This is a genomic window from Sorangium sp. So ce1153 (genome assembly GCF_051521595.1).
In the GTDB taxonomy this organism is placed as follows: Bacteria; Myxococcota_A; Polyangia; order Polyangiales; family Polyangiaceae; genus Sorangium.
The window spans coordinates 14,312,043-14,328,550 of record NZ_CP150361.1 but is presented as its reverse complement, the minus strand read 5'-3'; the positions used below and the strand labels follow the sequence as shown (position 1 = coordinate 14,328,550).

At 71.9% G+C, this 16,508-nt stretch carries 8 protein-coding genes and 1 pseudogene; 4 read left to right on the top strand and 5 right to left on the bottom strand.

From position 1 onward, the window contains the following. Nucleotides 1-9: 9 nt before the first annotated feature. Both WME85_RS52190 and WME85_RS52185 read right to left on the bottom strand, forming a co-directional pair. Nucleotides 10-1,008: an FHA domain-containing protein gene (locus WME85_RS52190; RefSeq protein ID WP_437833159.1), complete on the bottom strand. Its 999-nt coding sequence runs from the start codon at nt 1,006-1,008 to the stop codon at nt 10-12. A gap of 34 nt (nt 1,009-1,042) precedes the next feature. Next, on the bottom strand, nt 1,043-3,031 hold the full coding sequence (locus tag WME85_RS52185) for a methyl-accepting chemotaxis protein (protein ID WP_437833156.1): 1,989 nt from the start codon (nt 3,029-3,031) through the stop codon (nt 1,043-1,045). Nucleotides 3,032-3,452: 421 nt separating this feature from the next. Between WME85_RS52185 and WME85_RS52180 the strand changes: the two genes are divergently transcribed. Continuing rightward, nucleotides 3,453-5,219, top strand: coding sequence for a sensor histidine kinase (locus WME85_RS52180; protein WP_437833154.1), 1,767 nt, complete (start codon nt 3,453-3,455; stop codon nt 5,217-5,219). 192 nt (nt 5,220-5,411) lie between these two features. On the opposite strand, the gene WME85_RS52175 is transcribed toward WME85_RS52180, so the two are convergent. Next, nucleotides 5,412-9,299: a DUF4215 domain-containing protein gene (locus WME85_RS52175; RefSeq protein WP_437833151.1), complete on the bottom strand. Its 3,888-nt coding sequence runs from the start codon at nt 9,297-9,299 to the stop codon at nt 5,412-5,414. A 702-nt stretch (nt 9,300-10,001) separates the two neighbouring features. Here WME85_RS52175 and WME85_RS52170 point away from each other — a divergent pair. After that, on the top strand, nt 10,002-11,504 hold the full coding sequence (locus WME85_RS52170; protein ID WP_437833149.1) for a DegQ family serine endoprotease: 1,503 nt from the start codon (nt 10,002-10,004) through the stop codon (nt 11,502-11,504). A 40-nt stretch (nt 11,505-11,544) separates the two neighbouring features. On the opposite strand, the gene WME85_RS52165 is transcribed toward WME85_RS52170, so the two are convergent. Then, a complete protein-coding gene (locus WME85_RS52165) occupies nt 11,545-12,462 on the bottom strand; it encodes a phosphatase PAP2 family protein (protein WP_437833146.1) in 918 nt (305 codons plus the stop codon). 123 nt (nt 12,463-12,585) lie between these two features. After that, nucleotides 12,586-12,813, bottom strand: coding sequence for a hypothetical protein (locus WME85_RS52160; RefSeq protein WP_437833144.1), 228 nt, complete (start codon nt 12,811-12,813; stop codon nt 12,586-12,588). 764 nt (nt 12,814-13,577) lie between these two features. On the opposite strand from WME85_RS52160, the gene WME85_RS52155 reads away from it, so the two are divergent. Beyond that, the gene (locus WME85_RS52155; RefSeq protein ID WP_437833142.1) at nt 13,578-15,899 is read left to right on the top strand and encodes an SdrD B-like domain-containing protein; all 2,322 of its coding nucleotides are present in this window, start codon (nt 13,578-13,580) and stop codon (nt 15,897-15,899) included. A 161-nt stretch (nt 15,900-16,060) separates the two neighbouring features. Beyond that, nucleotides 16,061-16,345 (top strand): annotated as a pseudogene (locus WME85_RS52150) (DapH/DapD/GlmU-related protein); the annotation flags it as partial. Between the last annotated feature and the right edge of the window lie 163 nt (nt 16,346-16,508).

Below are 16,508 nucleotides of genomic sequence, written 5' to 3'. Positions count from 1 at the left end.
GTCAAGACGCTAACCGCGTCCAAGCAGCCACAGCAGTCCTGCAATGCTGAGGGCCAGCACACCGACCGCGAGCAATGCAATGAGCGCCTCGGTGAAGCCCCATCCACCACCACCACCCTGGGCGACGGGAGGCGCCAGCGCCGCAGGCCGCGCCAGCGGCGAGAGCGTGCTCGCGGAGGCGGGAGAAGGCGTCGGCGTGGAAGCCGCCGCCGGCGGCTCCACGGGCGAAGGAGGCTCGAACACCGCGTCTGGACGGAGCGGCTCGCACGGACTGCGCTCGATCTCCGCGAGCGCCTCCGCGGCCGGGTGCTCGCACACAAGGCGATCTCCCGAGAGCGCGAGCACCTGTCCAGGACGCCACGTCGTATCGAACTGAGGCACCGGAACGCCGTCCAGCAAAGCCCCGACGCGCGATCCGAGGTCCTGAACCGAGAATTGATCGGCCCTGCGCGTAATGGCCACATGACGGCGCGACAGGTCCGGGTCGTCGAGGGCAAGGTCGGTGTCCTTGGCGCGCCCGAGGATGTAGGGGCGCCCCGACTGCTCGAGGCGCAGCTCGCGGCCGCGATCCGGGCCGTCGACGACGACGACGCGCGGCGCGGGGTCCTCGCCCTGCGCCAGGAGGCCGCGCGCGACGAGCTCGAGGGCGAGCTCCTTCGCGACCGCGGCCGGGGAGCCCTTCGGGACCGCCGGCTCGATCCGGAGCGCGAGCCAGACGCGGCCGACCCGGATGCGATCGCCCGAGCGCAGCGGCATCGCCGTGCGCGGGGCGATGCGGGTCTTGCCGAGGAAGGTGCCGTTCTCGCTGCCCTCGTCGAGGAGCAGGTAGGTCGCGCCGCGCTGCCGGATCGACGCGTGCCGGTGGCTCACGCTCGCGTCGGGGAGGCGCACCTCGCAGCCCTCCGCGCGGCCGATGATGATGCGGGGCGCGTCCAGGGTCAGGGAGAGCTCGCCGCCGTCCTCCTTGCCCGCCTCGGCGGGCGCGAGCACCACGATCGTCAGCGCCATGGATGCTGCCTGTGCGCGGAAGGGCGGCGTGGGGTCAAATCGCCGCCGTGCGACGCATCCGCTCGGCGGCGCTGACGAGCTGCCGCACCGCCTGGTCCTGCTGCCGCGCCGCCTCCTCGATGCGCTTGCCCGCCTCGATGAGCTGCTCGCCGCCGCGCGTCTGGCTGCGGTGCGAGGCGTTGAGGCTGTGGACCTGGTTCGAGATCTGCTCGATCGCGCTCGTGATCTGGCGCCCGCCGCGCGCCTGCTCCTGGCTCGACCGCTCCACGTGCTGCGTGATGGTCCGCATCTTCTCCGCGCTCTTCATGATGAGCTCCGACCCGCGCGCCTGCTCCGCCGTGGCGGCGGCGATCTGCTGCACCGTCTCGGCGATGCGGCCGATCGCGTCGGTGACCTGCTTCGACCCCTTGGCCTGCTCGACCGTGGCGCGGGCGATGGCGCGCACCATGTTCGTCGACTTCTGCGAGCTCTCCAGGATCTTCTTCAGGGCGCGCTCGGCCTCGTTCGACACCTCGACGCCGCGATCGACGTTGTGGGCGCCGCGCTCGACGGCGGCGATCGCGTTCTTCGACTCGGACTGGATGGTCTTGATGAGCTCCGCGATCTCCTTCGTGCTGCCGCCGGCGCGCTCGGCGAGGTCCTTGATCTCGTCGGCGACGACGGCGAAGCCCTTGCCGTGCTCGCCCGCCTGGGCGGCGATGATCGCGGCGTTCAGCGCGAGCAGGTTCGTCTGCTCGGCGACGTCGTCGATGACGGCCAGGATCTGCCCGATCGCCTCGATCCGGAAGCCGAGGTTCGAGATGACCGCCACGGCCTCCTGGCTCGACTCCTTGATGCGGTAGATCTCGCCGATCGTCTTCAGGATCGCCTCGGCGCCCTTCTCGGCGTCGGTCGCCACCTCCTCGGAGAGGCGGGCCGTCTCGTTCGCGTTCGACTGGACCTGGTCGATGGAGACGTCCATCTGGTTCATCGAGGAGCTCGTCTCCTCGGCCGTCAGCGCCAGGGCGTCGACGTTCTTCGCGACCTCGCGGATGGAGTAGGCCATCTCCTCGATCGACGAGACCGTCTCGCGCACGCTCGACCCGAGCTCGCCGACGTTCTCGGCGACCTCCTCGTTCGTGGCCGTCATCTCGAGGATGCTCGAGCTCGACTCCTCGGCGCTCGACGCGAGCGACTCGACGGACTGCGCGATGTTCGCGAGGGCGGTGATCATGTCGCGGATGTAGACGATCGCCTGCTCGCTCGCGTGCATGACGCTGCTCACGCCGTCGCTCAGCTTGGGCAGGAGCTCGTCGAGGAGCACGGTCGCCTGCGCCAGCTCGGTCCGGCGCTGCTTGTCGCGCTGCTCGGCCTGGGAGATCCGCTCCGCGATGCCGGTGAGCTCGGTGTAGAGGCGCGAGAGCTCCGCCGGGGCGCCGGGCGGGACGCGCACCCGCTCGCCGGTGGTGGCGCGCAGCACCGAGTCGACGAGCGCGTCGACGTCGACGTCCGGGCCCCGCTGCGCGAGGTCGTTCACCTTGCGCGTGAGCGTCGCGCACTCGCGCTCGAGGGTGTCGCGCTCCTTCAGGAGCCCGTCGCGCTCGCGGCTCAGGTTGTCCCGCTCCCGCTCCAGGGTGTCGCGCTGCCGCTCGACCCCGTCGCGCTCGCGGCTCAGGCCGTCCCGCTCCCGGGCGAGCTTGTCGCGCTCCTCGGCGAGCGCGTGGCGCTCCTCCGCGAGCTCGGCCTGGCGGCCGGCGAGCTCGGCGATCTGCTCGTAGGTCTCGGCGACGTCGGCGGGGGCGCCCTCGGGCAGCTTGGGCCGCTTGCCCCGGGCGGCCGCGCGGAGCGCGTCGCGGAGGCCCCCGAGGGGGACGCCGCCCTTGCTCGCGACGCTCGCGTACACCACCGCCACCGCCGCGGAGATGCCGAAGAACATGAACAGCTGGCTCGAGAACTCCGCCAGCGACTTCGACGCGAGGCTCAAGCCGAAGCCGATGAACGCGAGGATTACGGCGATGGCGATGGGGAGCTGCTTGGAGTTCATTTCGTGCGTTCCAGCGCGGTCGAGCAGCGGCGCCTGCGTGGGCCAGCGCGCACCCGACGACCTCGGAGGACGACCGAGCGTAAGAGGCGAGTGCCCCCCGGTGCAAGGAGAGCGCGCGGCAGAAGCGCGGTGAGCCGCCGAGGGCAGGCGAGCAGCGGACCGAGACCTCCTGGCCAGAGGCGCAGGGGCGGGCCCGCGCGGCTGGGGGAAAAGCCGCGAACTTGGACGACCGCGGGCCGATGGCGTATCCACGGAGACCGCGCCGGAGAAGGACCGCGGCGCGGAGGGCTCGGCGCGGCCGAAGATTCCTCTACCATCGACATCGTATCGAGACCCACCACCGCCGCGGACCGCGGCGGCCGCCCGGCCGTCCTGGCGGCCGGGGCGGCCTCGCGGCCGGCCGGCTGTCACGGCCCCCGCCATGCCCCTCGCCGCTCGCCTCCTGCTCGCCTTCGGGCTCGTCGCGATCATCGCGACGGCGTTCGTCGGGCTGACCCTGCGCGAGGCGTCGCGGGAGATCATCGAGAGCGGCTTCGCCGACCGGATCGACGCGGCGCACGCCGGCGTCCGGCAGCAGCTCGCGTGGGAGGCCGACGCCCTGGGCGCTCTCCTGCCGCCGCTCTGCCAGCACGACACGTTCGTCGACAAGGCCCACGTCGAGCTCGAGCGGGCCAAGGGCGACCCGGACGCCATGGATCCGTCGAGCCGCATCGCGATCCGCCGGCAGGTCCCGAGCCAGGCCAAGGCGCTGCGCCTCGACGAGCTCTCGCTCGTGGCGGGCAACGGGAGCGTCCTCGGGGCCGAGGACGCCGCGCGCATCGGCGCCCGCGACGCGCGGCTGTCGGAGCTGATCAAGGCGCCCGGGGGCGCGCCGCGGCTCCGGCCGGCGAAGGCGGGGGGCGAGCCGTCGCTGGAGGTCCACTGCGCCCTGTCGAGCCACGGGGTCACGCTCGGCCTCGTGGGCGCGCGGCGGATCGGCCCGGTGCTCGCGCGGATCGGCGACGCGTACGACGTGCGGCTCACCGCGGCGCGCGAGGGGCAGCCGGCTCCCCGGAGCAGCGAGGCGGAGGTGGCGCGCGTCCTGCACTTCCCGGAGGTCCCGGGCCTCGACGTGGTCGCCTCGGTGTCGCGCGACCCGCTGCGGCAGGCGCTGGCCCGGCTGGACCGCTCGATCGCGCTGACCGGCGCGACGGTGCTGGCGATCGCCCTCGCGATCGCGGTGGTGCTGGCGCGCAGCCTGTCGCGGCCGCTCGTGGCGCTGGCCCACGAGACGCGCGAGGTCATGAGCGGCGCGCCGCGGCGGGTGGAGGGGCGCGGCGGGCGAGAGATCGCGGATCTGGCGGCGGCGTTCAACGCGACGATCGACGAGCTCGCGGCGATGCGCAAGCGCCTGGCGGCGACCGAGCGCATCGCGGCGCGGCGCGAGGTAGCGCGCCAGATCGCCCACGAGATCAAGAACCCGCTCGCGCCGATCCGGGCGGCGGTGGAGACGCTGCGGCGGCTGCGGCAGCGCGAGGACCCCGCGTTCGACGACTACTTCGAGGAGGCGACGTCGACGGTGCTGAACGAGGTGCACCGGATCGCGAACATCGTGACCGAGTTCACCCGGTTCGCGCGCCTGCCGCCGCCCAACCTGGAGCCCGTCGATCTCGTGGCGATCGCGCGCGGGGTGGTGACGCTGCACGCGGCGCCGGCGTCGGGCGAGGCGGTCGTCACCGAGACGCGCGGGGCGGGCGCGGCGGCGCCGCCGCGCGTGGAGCTCGTGGCCGAGCCGATCCCGAAGGTCTCCGCGGACCGGGACCAGCTGATCCAGGTGCTCACGAACCTGGTCCAGAACGGGCTCGACGCGGCGGGCGCGGTCCGGCGCGACCCGCGCGTCTCGGTGACGATCGGCCCGCTGCCGAACGACCGCGTGCGGATCGTGGTGCGCGACAACGGGCCCGGCGTGGCGGAGGGCATGGTGCCGCGCCTGTTCGAGCCGTACGCGACCAGCAAGGAGAAGGGGACGGGGCTCGGGCTCGCGATCGCGCAGCGGATCGTGTTCGAGCACGGCGGGGAGATCAGCTACCGGAAGGCCCAGAAGGGGGGCGCGGTCTTCGAGATCTGGCTGCCCGTCGCGGGGCCGCCCCTCCTGGAGAAGCCGCCGGGGGAGACCACGGTGCGGCCGAGGAGCCCGGAGGCGCCCTGAGCCGGGGCGCTCCCGCGGTCGCGCGCCGAGGGGGCGCGGTCGAGGTGGCGGGAGGCGCGATGGAGAGGTGGGGGACGCGGCGGAGGGGGCGGGAGGCGCGCCCCAGAGGCGGGAGGCGCGCGGCTGACGGAGCGGGCGGCGCGGCTGAGGGGAGCGGGCGGCGCGCGCCGCTCCGCTCACCCGGTCGTCCGACTAGCGGGGCTGGCTGTCGTACTCGCAGGCCGAGCTGCAGCCGTCGCCGCTCCTGTTGTTCCCGTCGTCGCACTCCTCGTAGAGGGCCTGCCGCTGGCCGTCGCCGCAGTACGGCCCGTAGATGCAGCCCGGCGCGCACTTGCCGTAGCCGCCGGTGTTGTTGCCGTCGCCGTCGTCGCACTGCTCGGTGCCGTTGCGGATGCCGTCGCCGCAGCGCGGCCCGTACTTGCACTGCGGGCCGCACTCGCCGTAGCCGCCGTCGTTCACGCCGTCGTCGCACTGCTCGCCGAGGTTGGCCTGCACCACCGAGTCGCCGCACTGGGCGCCGAGGCGGCAGTTGTCGCTGCAGCCGGTCGCCGCGTTGGGCGGGTCGCACTGCTCGCCCCACTCCTCGTCGATGTTGCTGTCTCCGCACCGGGCCGCCGGCGAGCAGTCCGGGAAGCAGCTGCCGTAGAAGCCGTCGTTCACGCCGTCGTCGCAGGTCTCGGGGCCGTTCCTGACGCCGTCACCGCAGTACGGCCCGTACGAGCAGCGCTGATCGCACCCGTTGTACGCGCCGGTGTTGCTGCCCTCGCCGAGGTCGCAGGCCTCCTCGTCGGGCTGCACCACGCCGTCGCCGCAGCGCGGCCCGTACAGGCACATGGGGGCGCACTCGCCGTAGCCGCCGTTGTTGATGCCGTCGTCGCACTCCTCGCCGTAGCTCGCCTGCACCACCGCGTCGCCGCAGTGGGCCCCGAGCTGGCAGGCCACGCAGTTCGGGTCGGCCGGGTCGTCGCACTCCTCGCCCCACTCCTCGTCGACGCGGCTGTCGCCGCACCGCGGGGCGCGCGTGCAGTTCGGGTTGCAGGTGCCGTAGAAGCCGTCGTTCCTGCCGTCGTCGCACTGCTCGGTGCCGTTGACCGCGCCGTCGCCGCACGACGGCCCGATCTCGCACGAGGTCGTGCAGCCGCCGTAGCCGCTCGCCGTGTTGCCGGCGCCGAGGTCGCACGCCTCGTACGGGGCGTTGACCGAGCCGTCACCGCAGCGGGGCGGGTTCACGCACCCGGGCGCGCAGGCCCCGGACGCGTTGGCGTACATGCTGTTGTTGACGCCGTTGTCGCACTGCTCCGGGCCGTTCCTGACGCCGTCGCCGCAATAGGCCCCGAGCTGGCAGTTGTTGCACTTGCCGTAGCCCGTGCCGTTGTCGCTGCCGTCGTCGCACTCCTCCCCGGGCGTCAACACCGGCGGGTCGACCCCGCACTGCGGCGTGCAGACCGACGTGCCGGCGCTGAAGCCCGCCAGCGTGAGCTGGTAGTTCGAGCCGGTGACGTGGCGCTCGGCCTGGAACACGACGATCTCGTAGACCTTGCCCGCCTCGAGGTTGAGGTCGACGTTGTACGCGGCGCGCGCCGGGCAGTTGCTCTCGGCGCAGGGGGTCACGCGGGCGTCGCCGTTGTCGAGGATGGTGACGCTCTCCTGGTTGCGCTGGTGGATGCCGCCGATGTCCGCGGTCAGCGTGTTCTTGATGAACACCCAGACGTCGTCGTCACCGTAGAAGGTGAGCACCGGGTTGTTGCTCGCGGTGGTGTCCGGGTTGAACTGGAACCAGTACCGGATCTCGCTCGTGAAGTAGAAGTTGTGTCCGCTGTCGCGCGTCCTCTCGAGCCCGTCGGCGACGAGGCTGTCGAGCGCGGGATCGGCGCCGGGCGGGTCGGTGTCCACCGGCCAGAACGGGTTCCGCTGGTAAACGTACCTGCCGCTGCCCGCGTCGGTCAGCTCGATCGTGGTGACGAGCGTCCGGTTGTAGCTGGGGTTGTCCCGGTACCACCACCGGAAGTTGTTCTGCCCCGAGGTCCAGCCGTTCGCGGCGCTCGGCGTGAAGAAGCCGGCGCCGTACGCGTTCACCGGCTTGCCGTCGGCGTCGAGCGTCGCCTGCACGGTGCCGTCGGTCTGCGCGCCGTCGGGGGTGATCTCGAAATCGAAGTGCCCCGTGATGGAGTCCGTCAGGTTGGCGTCGCACGCGGAGTTGCTCGTGCCCGCGGTGTAGCTCTCCGGGCACCAGCCGATGAAGTCGCGGATGACCATCGGCAGCCGCATCTCGGTGGGCGCCACCGAGCAGACGTAGCCGGCCTCGATCCTGCACGTCGCGGAGCAGCCGTCGCCGCTCGCGGTGTTGCCGTCGTCGCACTGCTCGCTGGCATCGCCGGGCAGGAGGATGCCGTCGCCGCACTGCGAGGTGCAGGCCCCGCCGGCGCAGGTCGGCTCGCGCTTGCAATCCGGCGTGCAGCCGTCGCGCCAGTTGCCGTTGCCGTCGTCGCACACCTCGGTGCCCTCGCGGACGCCGTCGCCGCAGACGGAGAAGCCCCTGCAGTCCTGGGGCCGGCTGTCGGTGCACACCCGGCCAGGCTCGATCTTGCAGGTCTCGTCGCAGCCGTCGCCGCCGAAGGCGTCGCCGTCGTCGCACTGCTCGGCGCCGAGCTTGATCCCGTCGCCGCAGACCGTCTTGCAGGGGAACCCGACGCGCGAGCAGTCCCACCCCGGCTCGACGGTCCGGCAGTCGGCGCTGCAGCCGTCGCCGCTCGCCGGCGGGCGCTCTCCGTCGTCGCAGACCTCGGCGCCGCCGATCACGCCGTCGCCGCAGACCGGCGCCGGGGGCGGGGTACACGCGCCGCCGCCCGGCGGGCACGTCCAGCCGAGTTCGATCTTGCACTGCGCGGTGCAGCCGTCGCCGCCCTCGGGCGACGCGCCGCCGCCGTCGTCGCACTGCTCGCCGGCCTGCACCGCGCCGTCGCCGCAAAACGTCCTTCGCGTGCAGGGCTGGCCAGGCCTGCAGACCCAGCCCTCCTCGAGCCGGCAGTCCGCGGTGCAGCCGTCGCCGCTGTCCGGCACGGCCTCGCCGTCGTCGCACTGCTCGCTGCCGTTCACGCGGCCGTCGCCGCACCGGTAGAGGAGCAGGCAGGGCTCGCCCGGCTCGGGGCAAACGTACGACGGGTCCCGCACCTGGCAATCGGCGCTGCAGCCGTCGCCGTCCGCGGTGTTGCCGTCGTCGCACAGCTCTCCCGGCTGCACCTCGCCGTCGCCGCACTCGATCAGCAGCTCGCAGGGCGAGCCGGGGGTCGGGCAGGAGTAATAGGGCTCTTGCCGGCACAGGCTCGAGCAGCCGTCGCCGCTCGCCGTGTTGCCGTCGTCGCACCCCTCGCCGGTCTCCTTGGCGCCGTTGCCGCAGACGGGGAGCCGGGTGCACGCCTGGCCGGGGCGGCTGCACTGATACCCCTCCTCGCGCTTGCACGCGACGTCGCAGCCGTCGCCGGACGCGGGCGGGTCGTCGCCGTCGTCGCACTCCTCCGAGCCGTTCACGCGGCCGTCGCCGCATTTGTAGAGCAGGATGCACGGCTCGCCCGGCCGCGGACAGACGTGCGAGGAGTCGACGAAGTAGCAATCGGCGCTGCAGCCGTCGCCGTCGGCGGTGTTGCCGTCGTCGCAGAACTCGCCGGGATGGAGGATGCCGTCGCCGCACGCGATGGTGATCACGCAGGGCTCACCGGGGGTCGTACACTCCCAGTACGGCTCGACCTGGCACTGACCGGAGCAGCCGTCGCCGGGGAGCGTGTTGCCGTCGTCGCAGGCCTCGCTGTCCTGGTTCCGCTCGCCGTCGCCGCAGGCGGGGTCGGGCGGCAGAAAACACTCGGGCGGCGGCTCGGCGAAGTCGCAGGGGTCCGGCCCGGCGCCGCCGCCGCCGTTCAGCCCGACGCCGCTGCCGACCGTGAACTCGGGCTCACCGCCGGCCCCTCCGGAGCCGGGCCCGCCGCCGGAGCCGCTGCCGGAGCTCGACCCGCTCTCGGTGCCGGCCGAGCCAGAGGACGAGACGTCCCCGCCGCAGGCGGCTGTCACCTGGAGCAATCCCACCATCAAAGCCAGATAAGAGGTTCTCAAACCCACGACCCACCTCGATGACGCGCGTTGCGCTCTTCGGAGGCAAACGGCATCGGCGTGCACTTTATCGCGAAGAGCCACCAGGCCTCCAGGTGGAAAATGCCCGTCGGGACATTGCTCTCGTTATCCTGCCTTCAGCATCCAGCCTTCAGCCTGCTGGGCTCGGTGCGCGTGTTCTGCGTGTTGGGCGCGTGTTCAACGCGTTCGACGCGCGTCCGGCGTCATGCCGGGACCGCGCGAGGCGCCGCGAACGCATGACGCGCCCTGACGCGACGCGAGGTGCGACTCGGTATCACAACGTCATGTCAGCACGAGCGCGCCGGGGCTCTGGCCGTGACAGGTCTTGACATCTCGCCGCGCGCCGCGGATCAACCATGCTGTCTGGATTCGCCGCGGAGCGATGCGGTCGTGAAGCTCGGGGGACCTCGCGCCGCGATGGAGCCGCCGGACGCGAGCGAGCCGGCGCGCCCGCCGTGACGCGGCGATCGCGCCACAGTGCTTCGGGCGGCGAGGAGAGCCTGCGACAAAACGCCCCGACGGCCGCGGCGCGGACCTGCCGTGATCGCCTGTCCTCCGCGGAGCCCCGCGGAGGATGGCGGCGGATGGCGCCGCTCCGGTCGGGCTCAGGCCAGCTCATCCACGCCGCGCGGGGCACGGGACATGAATGGAGCCGCCGGCATGCACGCACGCTGGGCGCTCCCTCTCGCGGTGATCATGGCGCTTCCGCTCGGCTGCCTCGACCGGTCGGAGCAGCGACACCAGGGCGAGGTGCGCGGCGAGGCCGCCGCGCCGGCGCCGGGGCCGCTCGACGTGCCGCCCGACGCCCGCCAGGCGCTCTCTCTCCAGGAGGGCTTCGCGCCGATCGTGTCGCGCGTGAGCGCCGCCGTCGTGAACATCTCCTCCGTGCGGTTCGTCCGCCCGCCGACCCCGGAGCGCACCCCGTTCTTCTCGGATCCGTTCTTCCGCGACTTCTTCGGGCCGGAGGGGGGCGCCGGGCGGGACGGACAGCCGCCGCCGGCGCCGCGCGTGCAGCGCGAGCAGAGCCTCGGCTCGGGCGTGATCGTGTCGCGCGAGGGGCACGTGATCACCAACGCGCACGTGGTCGAGGGCGCGAGTCAGGTGCGCGTCGCGCTGCCGGGCAGGCCGGAGATGAAGGCGTCGGTCGTGGGCGTGGACGCGAAGACCGACGTCGCGGTGCTGAAGCTCGACGGGGGCGAGTTCGCCTTCGCGGCGTTCGGCGACTCGGACGCGGCGCGCGTCGGCGACTTCGCCCTCGCGATCGGGAACCCGTTCGGCATCGGCCAGACCGTCACCCAGGGGATCATCAGCGCCGTCGGCCGCGGCAACATGGGCATCGTCGACTACGAGGACTTCCTCCAGACCGACGCGGCCATCAACCCGGGCAACTCGGGGGGCGCGCTCGTCAACATGGCGGGGGAGCTCATCGGCATCAACACGGCCATCCTCGCGCGCGGCGGGCAGGGCAACCAGGGGATCGGGTTCGCCGTGCCGTCGAAGCTCGCCCGCGCGGTGATGGAGCAGATCCTGGAGCACGGCCGCGTGATCCGCGGCGCGCTCGGCGTCGCGATCCAGGACGTCTCGCCCGCGCTCGCCGAGGCGCTCGGGCTCCCGCCGGACACGCGCGGCGCCGTGGTCAGCGACGTGTCCGCGGGGGGCGCCGCCGAGAAGGCCGGCCTCCGGCGCGGCGACGTCGTGGTCGCGCTGCGCGGCGAGCACCTGTCCGACGGCCGCGACCTGCGGATGCGCATCGCCGAGGCGAAGCCGGGCACCCGGGTGGAGCTGCGCGTGCTCCGCGACGGCAAGAGCCTCACGCTCACCGCCACGCTCGACGAGCTGCCGGAGCCGCGGCCGGAAGAGCCCGCGCCGGCGCCGGCGGCGTCGGGCGCGCTCGGGATCGACGTCGCCGCGCTCTCGGACGAACTGCGGCGGCGGTTCGAGATCCCCGGCGACGTGAAGGGCGCGCTCGTCGTGGGGCTGAGCCCCGACAGCCCCGCGGCGAGGGCGGGGCTCGGCCCGGGGGACGTCGTCCTGGAGGCGAGCCGCAAGCCGGTGACGAGCCCCGAGCAGCTCAAGCAGGAGGTCGAGGCGACGGGCGACCGGCCGGTGCTGCTGCTCGTCTGGCGGGACGGCAGGACGCGGTTCGTGCTCGTCGAGCGGTGAGCCGCGGCGGCGGCCCTCGCGCCGGCGGCGCGGCGGCCGCTCAGTCGGCCAGCGGCTGGTCGTCGACCCGGCGCGGCCTGCGCCGCGCTACCTCGATCCCCGAGATGCAGGCGGCCAGCCACACGCTCCCTGCCGCGAACCCGGCGAGCACGTCGCTGAGGTAGTGCACGCCGAGGTACATCCGGCTGAAGCCCATGGCCACGGTCCAGCTAAGCGCGAAGGCGACGAGCAAGAGGCGCGCGCGGGGCGTCCGGACGAACAGGAGCCCGAGGTACGAGAGCATGCCGAAGGTGATGAACGTGCCCATCGAGTGGCCGCTCGGGAAGCTCCACCCCGCGGCGACCGCGAGCGGGTCGGCGAACGTCGGCCGCTGCCGCTCGAACAGGGCCTTGAGCGCCCAGTTGAGGAGCCCGCCCCCGGCGAGCGCGATCAGCCAGCCGATCGCGAGGACGCGGTGCCGCCGCCGGAGCAGCAGCGCGGCCACGACGATCGCGACGACGGTGAGCGCCGCGCCGCTGCCGAGGAAGGTGAAGGCGCGGAGCGACGCGACGCCGGCGCTGCTCGACGACGCGTGGAGCGCGCGGGCGAGCGCGAGGTCGACCTGCACGATCGCCGCGCCCCCGTTCACCGCCTCCGCGAGCGCGACGAAGACGAGCGCGGCCATGCTGAGCGCGAGGCCGAGGGCGAGGTGGATGACGAGGTACTCGGCGGCGGAGAGCCCGTGGAGCACCCGCGCGAGCGCGGGGAACCGCTGCACGGCCGGGTGCTCGGCCGCCGCGCGGTAGGCCCGGACGGCGCGCCCCCACAGCGCGCGCGCGTGGCGCTCGGAGAGGCGGGCGACGGCGACGAGCCCGAGCAGCGCCACGACCGTCCCGGTCATGAGCAGCGCGAGCAGCACGAAGGGCCGCGCGCCGACGGCGGTGGCGAGCTGTTCCGCGCTCAGATCCAGCGCTTGCATGCGGGAGCTCTAGCCGCGCGTCAGAAATCCCGCCAGCGCTCCCAGGGATCTGCCGGTCGCGGCGCTCCACAAGATCTGGCCGCGCCCGCGCAGATCGGGCGCGCTGCCCGCGCCCCCCCGGGCTCAGCGGACCTCCACCATCGGCTCGCATGCGGTCACCTCGACGCCGTCCCCCGGGTCGGCCCGCACGCGGAGCCTGCACATCTGCGCGATGGTGAGCATCGGAACGGTGTGGGAACAGTCGAAGTTCGTCACGACCGGGTATCCGCGGCGCGGTCCGAGGACCTCGAGCAGGAGATCGTCGAACGCGAACGCGAACGCGAACGGAGCGTCTTCGGACTCACAAAACAAAAAAGCTCACGCCGCAAAAATGGCCTAGACAGACGAAGTAAAGCTTCGTTATCTTGAAAAATGGTCCCGTGCGCATTCTGCATCAAATCTCGTCAGGCACCCCCGCGTACCTGATCCGATCCTGTTCGTCCCTCGACCCCTGCGAAGGGTCGGAGAGGGCTGCTGGGCGTCGCCGCGCACCGCCGAACGCCTAGGACACCGATCACGTTGATCAAGCGAGAGATGAACCGCCAAGACGCCAAGAACGCCAAGATAGGATTCTCTTCTTGGCGTCCTTGGCGTCTTGGCGGTTCGAATTTCTGCGCTTTTCAGGCAGCTTCAACCCGTTTGTCGCTCTAGCGCGCCGCCCGCGAACCGCGAGCTACGCACCGACCGTCGAGCTGGCGAGTGATCTGGTCATCGAACTCGATGCGCCAGACTGCGCTCGTCTCCACGGGTCACGAGCAGCCGCGAGAAGCCCAAAATCGTCACCGCACGACCCCAAAATTGTCACCACACAACTAGATACTTTTCTCGTGTCTGCCACCAAAAAGATCTGGACACTTTCATCTTCGAGTTGCTAACTTGAACACTGTCACCTTGCGCATCCGCTCTCCGATCGAAGCAAAAGCACCCGCGTACTTGATCTGATCCTGATCATCCCGCGGGGCTCAATCCGACCGGAGCCCGCGAAACCGACCTCGCCTGACCCGTGTGTCATGGTGCCTGCTATTCGGATGACGCTCCAGCAACGGTTCACCCGTGAGGACCTCAAGGAGCCACCAATGAAGCAGTTCGCAATCGCATCTTCTGCCGCGCTCGCCACGCTGTTCATCACCGCCACCAGCCTCGCCAACACCACCGCTCCGTCCCCCACGTGCACCGTGATCAAGCGGGGTGTCCTGGGCGACGTCTACAACGCCGAGATCTGGAGCCTCGCCCCGAGCTACCACGTCCCATCCCCCTTCGAGGTCAACACCGGGTACTCCAGCTCGGTCGGCGAGAAGCGCGCCCTGTTCCGCTTCGATCTGAGCCCCATCCCCGCCGGCTCTCTCGTCACGTCGGCCAGGTTCTACGCCCTGACGTACACCAGCACCGCGAAGACCGTGTACGTCCACCAGGTGCTCGCCCCCTGGAGCGAGGAGGTCGTCACGTGGAACAACTTCGGCGGCATGGACCCCGCCGCGTTCACCTCGTTCGTGCCCAACGTCACCGGGTGGAGCTCGGTCGACCTCACCGGGATCGTGCAGGACTGGGTGAACGGGACGGCACCAAGCTACGGGATCCTCCTCGAGGAGGGCGCCAGCGGGAAGACGTCGTACAAGGGCAGCGCCCACTCCGACATGGGTTATCGCCCTCTCCTCGAGGTCTGTTACACGGCGCCGAAGGGCTCGATCGGCGACAAGGTGTGGTTCGACGCGAACGCGGACGGCATCGAGGACGCCTCCGAGCTCGGCATCTCCGGCGTCGTCGTCGACCTCTTCGGCGACGCGAACTGCGACAGCGTCGCCGACAGCGCCGTGCTCCAGACGGCCGTGACCGGCGCGAACGGCGTCTACCGCTTCACCGAGCTCGAGGCGGGCTGTTACGTCGTCGACGTCGACGACGCGACGCTCCCGCTCGGCCACATCCTGACCAGCGACGACGAGCCGCTCGGCGTATCCCTCGACGTGGGCGAGAACGTGGCCAACGCCGACTTCGGCTATGTGACGTACTCGTCGATCGGCGACACGGTCTGGCTCGACAGCGACGCCGACGGGCTCTACGAGCCGGAGACCGGCGAGCTCGGCGTCAACGGCGTCCGTGTCGAGCTCTTCCAGGGGGCCCAGCTCATCGACTTCACCATCACCGGCACGAGCCCCTACACCGGCCAGCCCGGCTTCTACCTCTTCGACACGCTCCCGGCGGGCACCTACTCGGTGGTCATCACGCCCGACAACTTCATGACGAGCGGTCCGCTCACCGGTCAGGAGCCGACGGCCGACCCCGATGGCGGGCTCGACAACGTGGGCGTGGTCTCGCTCGGCTGGGCACAAGATCTCCTCGACGCGGACTTCGGTTACCGTCTCTCCTGCGGCAACGGCGTCTGCGGCGGCGACGAGAGCTGTTCCAGCTGCGCCGTCGACTGCGGCGTCTGCCCGCCCCAGTGCGGCAACGGCACGTGCGAGATCGGCGAGGACTGCGGCAGCTGCAGCGCCGACTGCGACGTCTGCCCGCCGGTCTGCGGCGACGGCACCTGCGACGCCAGCGAGAGCTGCAGCACCTGCGCGGCCGACTGCGGCGCCTGCCCGCCGGTCTGCGGCAACGGCACCTGCGAGGCTGGCGAGGACTGCGGCACCTGCTCGGACGACTGCGGCGCCTGCCCCGCGGTCTGCGGCAACAACGTCTGCGAGAACGGCGAGGACTGCTCGAACTGCACTGGCGACTGCGGCGCTTGCCCCGCGGTCTGCGGCAACGACGTCTGCGAGGCTGGCGAGAACTGCCTCGAGTGCCCGAGCGACTGCGGCATCTGCCCGCCGGTCTGTGGCAGCGGCGTCTGCGAGGCGGGTGAGACCTGCTCGAACTGCGCGGCCGACTGCGGCGCCTGCCCGCCGGTCTGCGGCGATAGGGTCTGCAAGGCGGGCGTCGAGAACTGCTCGAGCTGCGCGGCCGACTGCGGCGTCTGCAAGTGCTCGTCCCCCGGCACCGGCTCCCCCGGCTACTGGAAGAACCACCCGAGCGCCTGGAAGATCACGAAGCTGACCATCGGCGGCAAGACATATACGAAGTCCCAGCTCCTCGACATCATCAGCCGTCCGACGCGGGGCGACGTCACCTACATCATCGCGAAGCACCTCATCGTCGCCAAGCTCAACGTCGGTATCGGCAACCAGTCGAGCTGCATCGAGGACACCATCGCCAAGGCCGACGCCTGGCTCAAGAAGTACCCGCTCGGCAGCAACGTGAAGGACAACTGCAGCAGGAACGCGCCTTGGTCGACCGGCGAGCCTCTGGCCGAGAAGCTCGACAAGTACAACAACGGCTATCTCTGCGCCCCCCACCGCGACGACCTTGACTGCGAGGACAACCGCAACGATCGCGACCACGACCGCGGCTGCGGCCGCTGAGACCTGGACGCGAGCGCCTCCGGGCCAGCGCCGACTCCAAGCGACCAGCCTGGAGAGCCGCCGACGCTGGCCCAGCCCCCCTCCCCCTCCCGCGTTCCCTCTACCCTCCGTCTCCTCCTCCTTGCCGCGCCTGGTGTTACGGCCGCACGTCGGTGAACGCCGTGCAGCTGATCACGGCGACGCCCCCGGTGGAGCCCGAGCCCCGGCGGCAGCGGTGGGAGAAGGGCAAGCCCATCACGATCGGCAACAACGTGTGGCTCGGCCCCATGGTCATCGTGCTGCCGGGGGTGACGATCGGGGACAACACCGTCGTGGGCGCCGGCGATGTCGTGACGCGGGATCTGCCGGCCGACGTGCTGGCCGTCGGCAACCCCGCTCGAGTGATCCGCTCGCTCGACAGCGCCGAGGCGAGGACGGCGGCGGTGCAGGGCTACACGCGAGGGTGACGGAGGCGCGATGAGCCCCCGGAGGGCGAGGCCCGCCGCGCCGGCGCGGCGGGCCCGCCGCCACGACCCAGGGCGCGGGGAGCGCAGGAATCGACGCACCTCGGAGGCCGCTCACGCCGGCACGATCCAGTGCTCCTCGCGAAGCGGCTCTGTTTTTTAGCGT

Bases quoted from the DNA above. Each gene is read 5' to 3' on its own strand.
- WME85_RS52165 (WP_437833146.1), bottom strand. From the start codon at position 12,462: ATGCAAGCGCTGGATCTGAGCGCGGAACAGCTCGCCACCGCCGTCGGC.
- WME85_RS52170 (WP_437833149.1), top strand. From the start codon at position 10,002: ATGCACGCACGCTGGGCGCTCCCTCTCGCGGTGATCATGGCGCTTCCG.
- WME85_RS52190 (WP_437833159.1), bottom strand. From the start codon at position 1,008: ATGGCGCTGACGATCGTGGTGCTCGCGCCCGCCGAGGCGGGCAAGGAG.
- WME85_RS52175 (WP_437833151.1), bottom strand. From the start codon at position 9,299: ATGGTGGGATTGCTCCAGGTGACAGCCGCCTGCGGCGGGGACGTCTCG.
- WME85_RS52155 (WP_437833142.1), top strand. From the start codon at position 13,578: ATGAAGCAGTTCGCAATCGCATCTTCTGCCGCGCTCGCCACGCTGTTC.
- WME85_RS52180 (WP_437833154.1), top strand. From the start codon at position 3,453: ATGCCCCTCGCCGCTCGCCTCCTGCTCGCCTTCGGGCTCGTCGCGATC.
- WME85_RS52185 (WP_437833156.1), bottom strand. From the start codon at position 3,031: ATGAACTCCAAGCAGCTCCCCATCGCCATCGCCGTAATCCTCGCGTTC.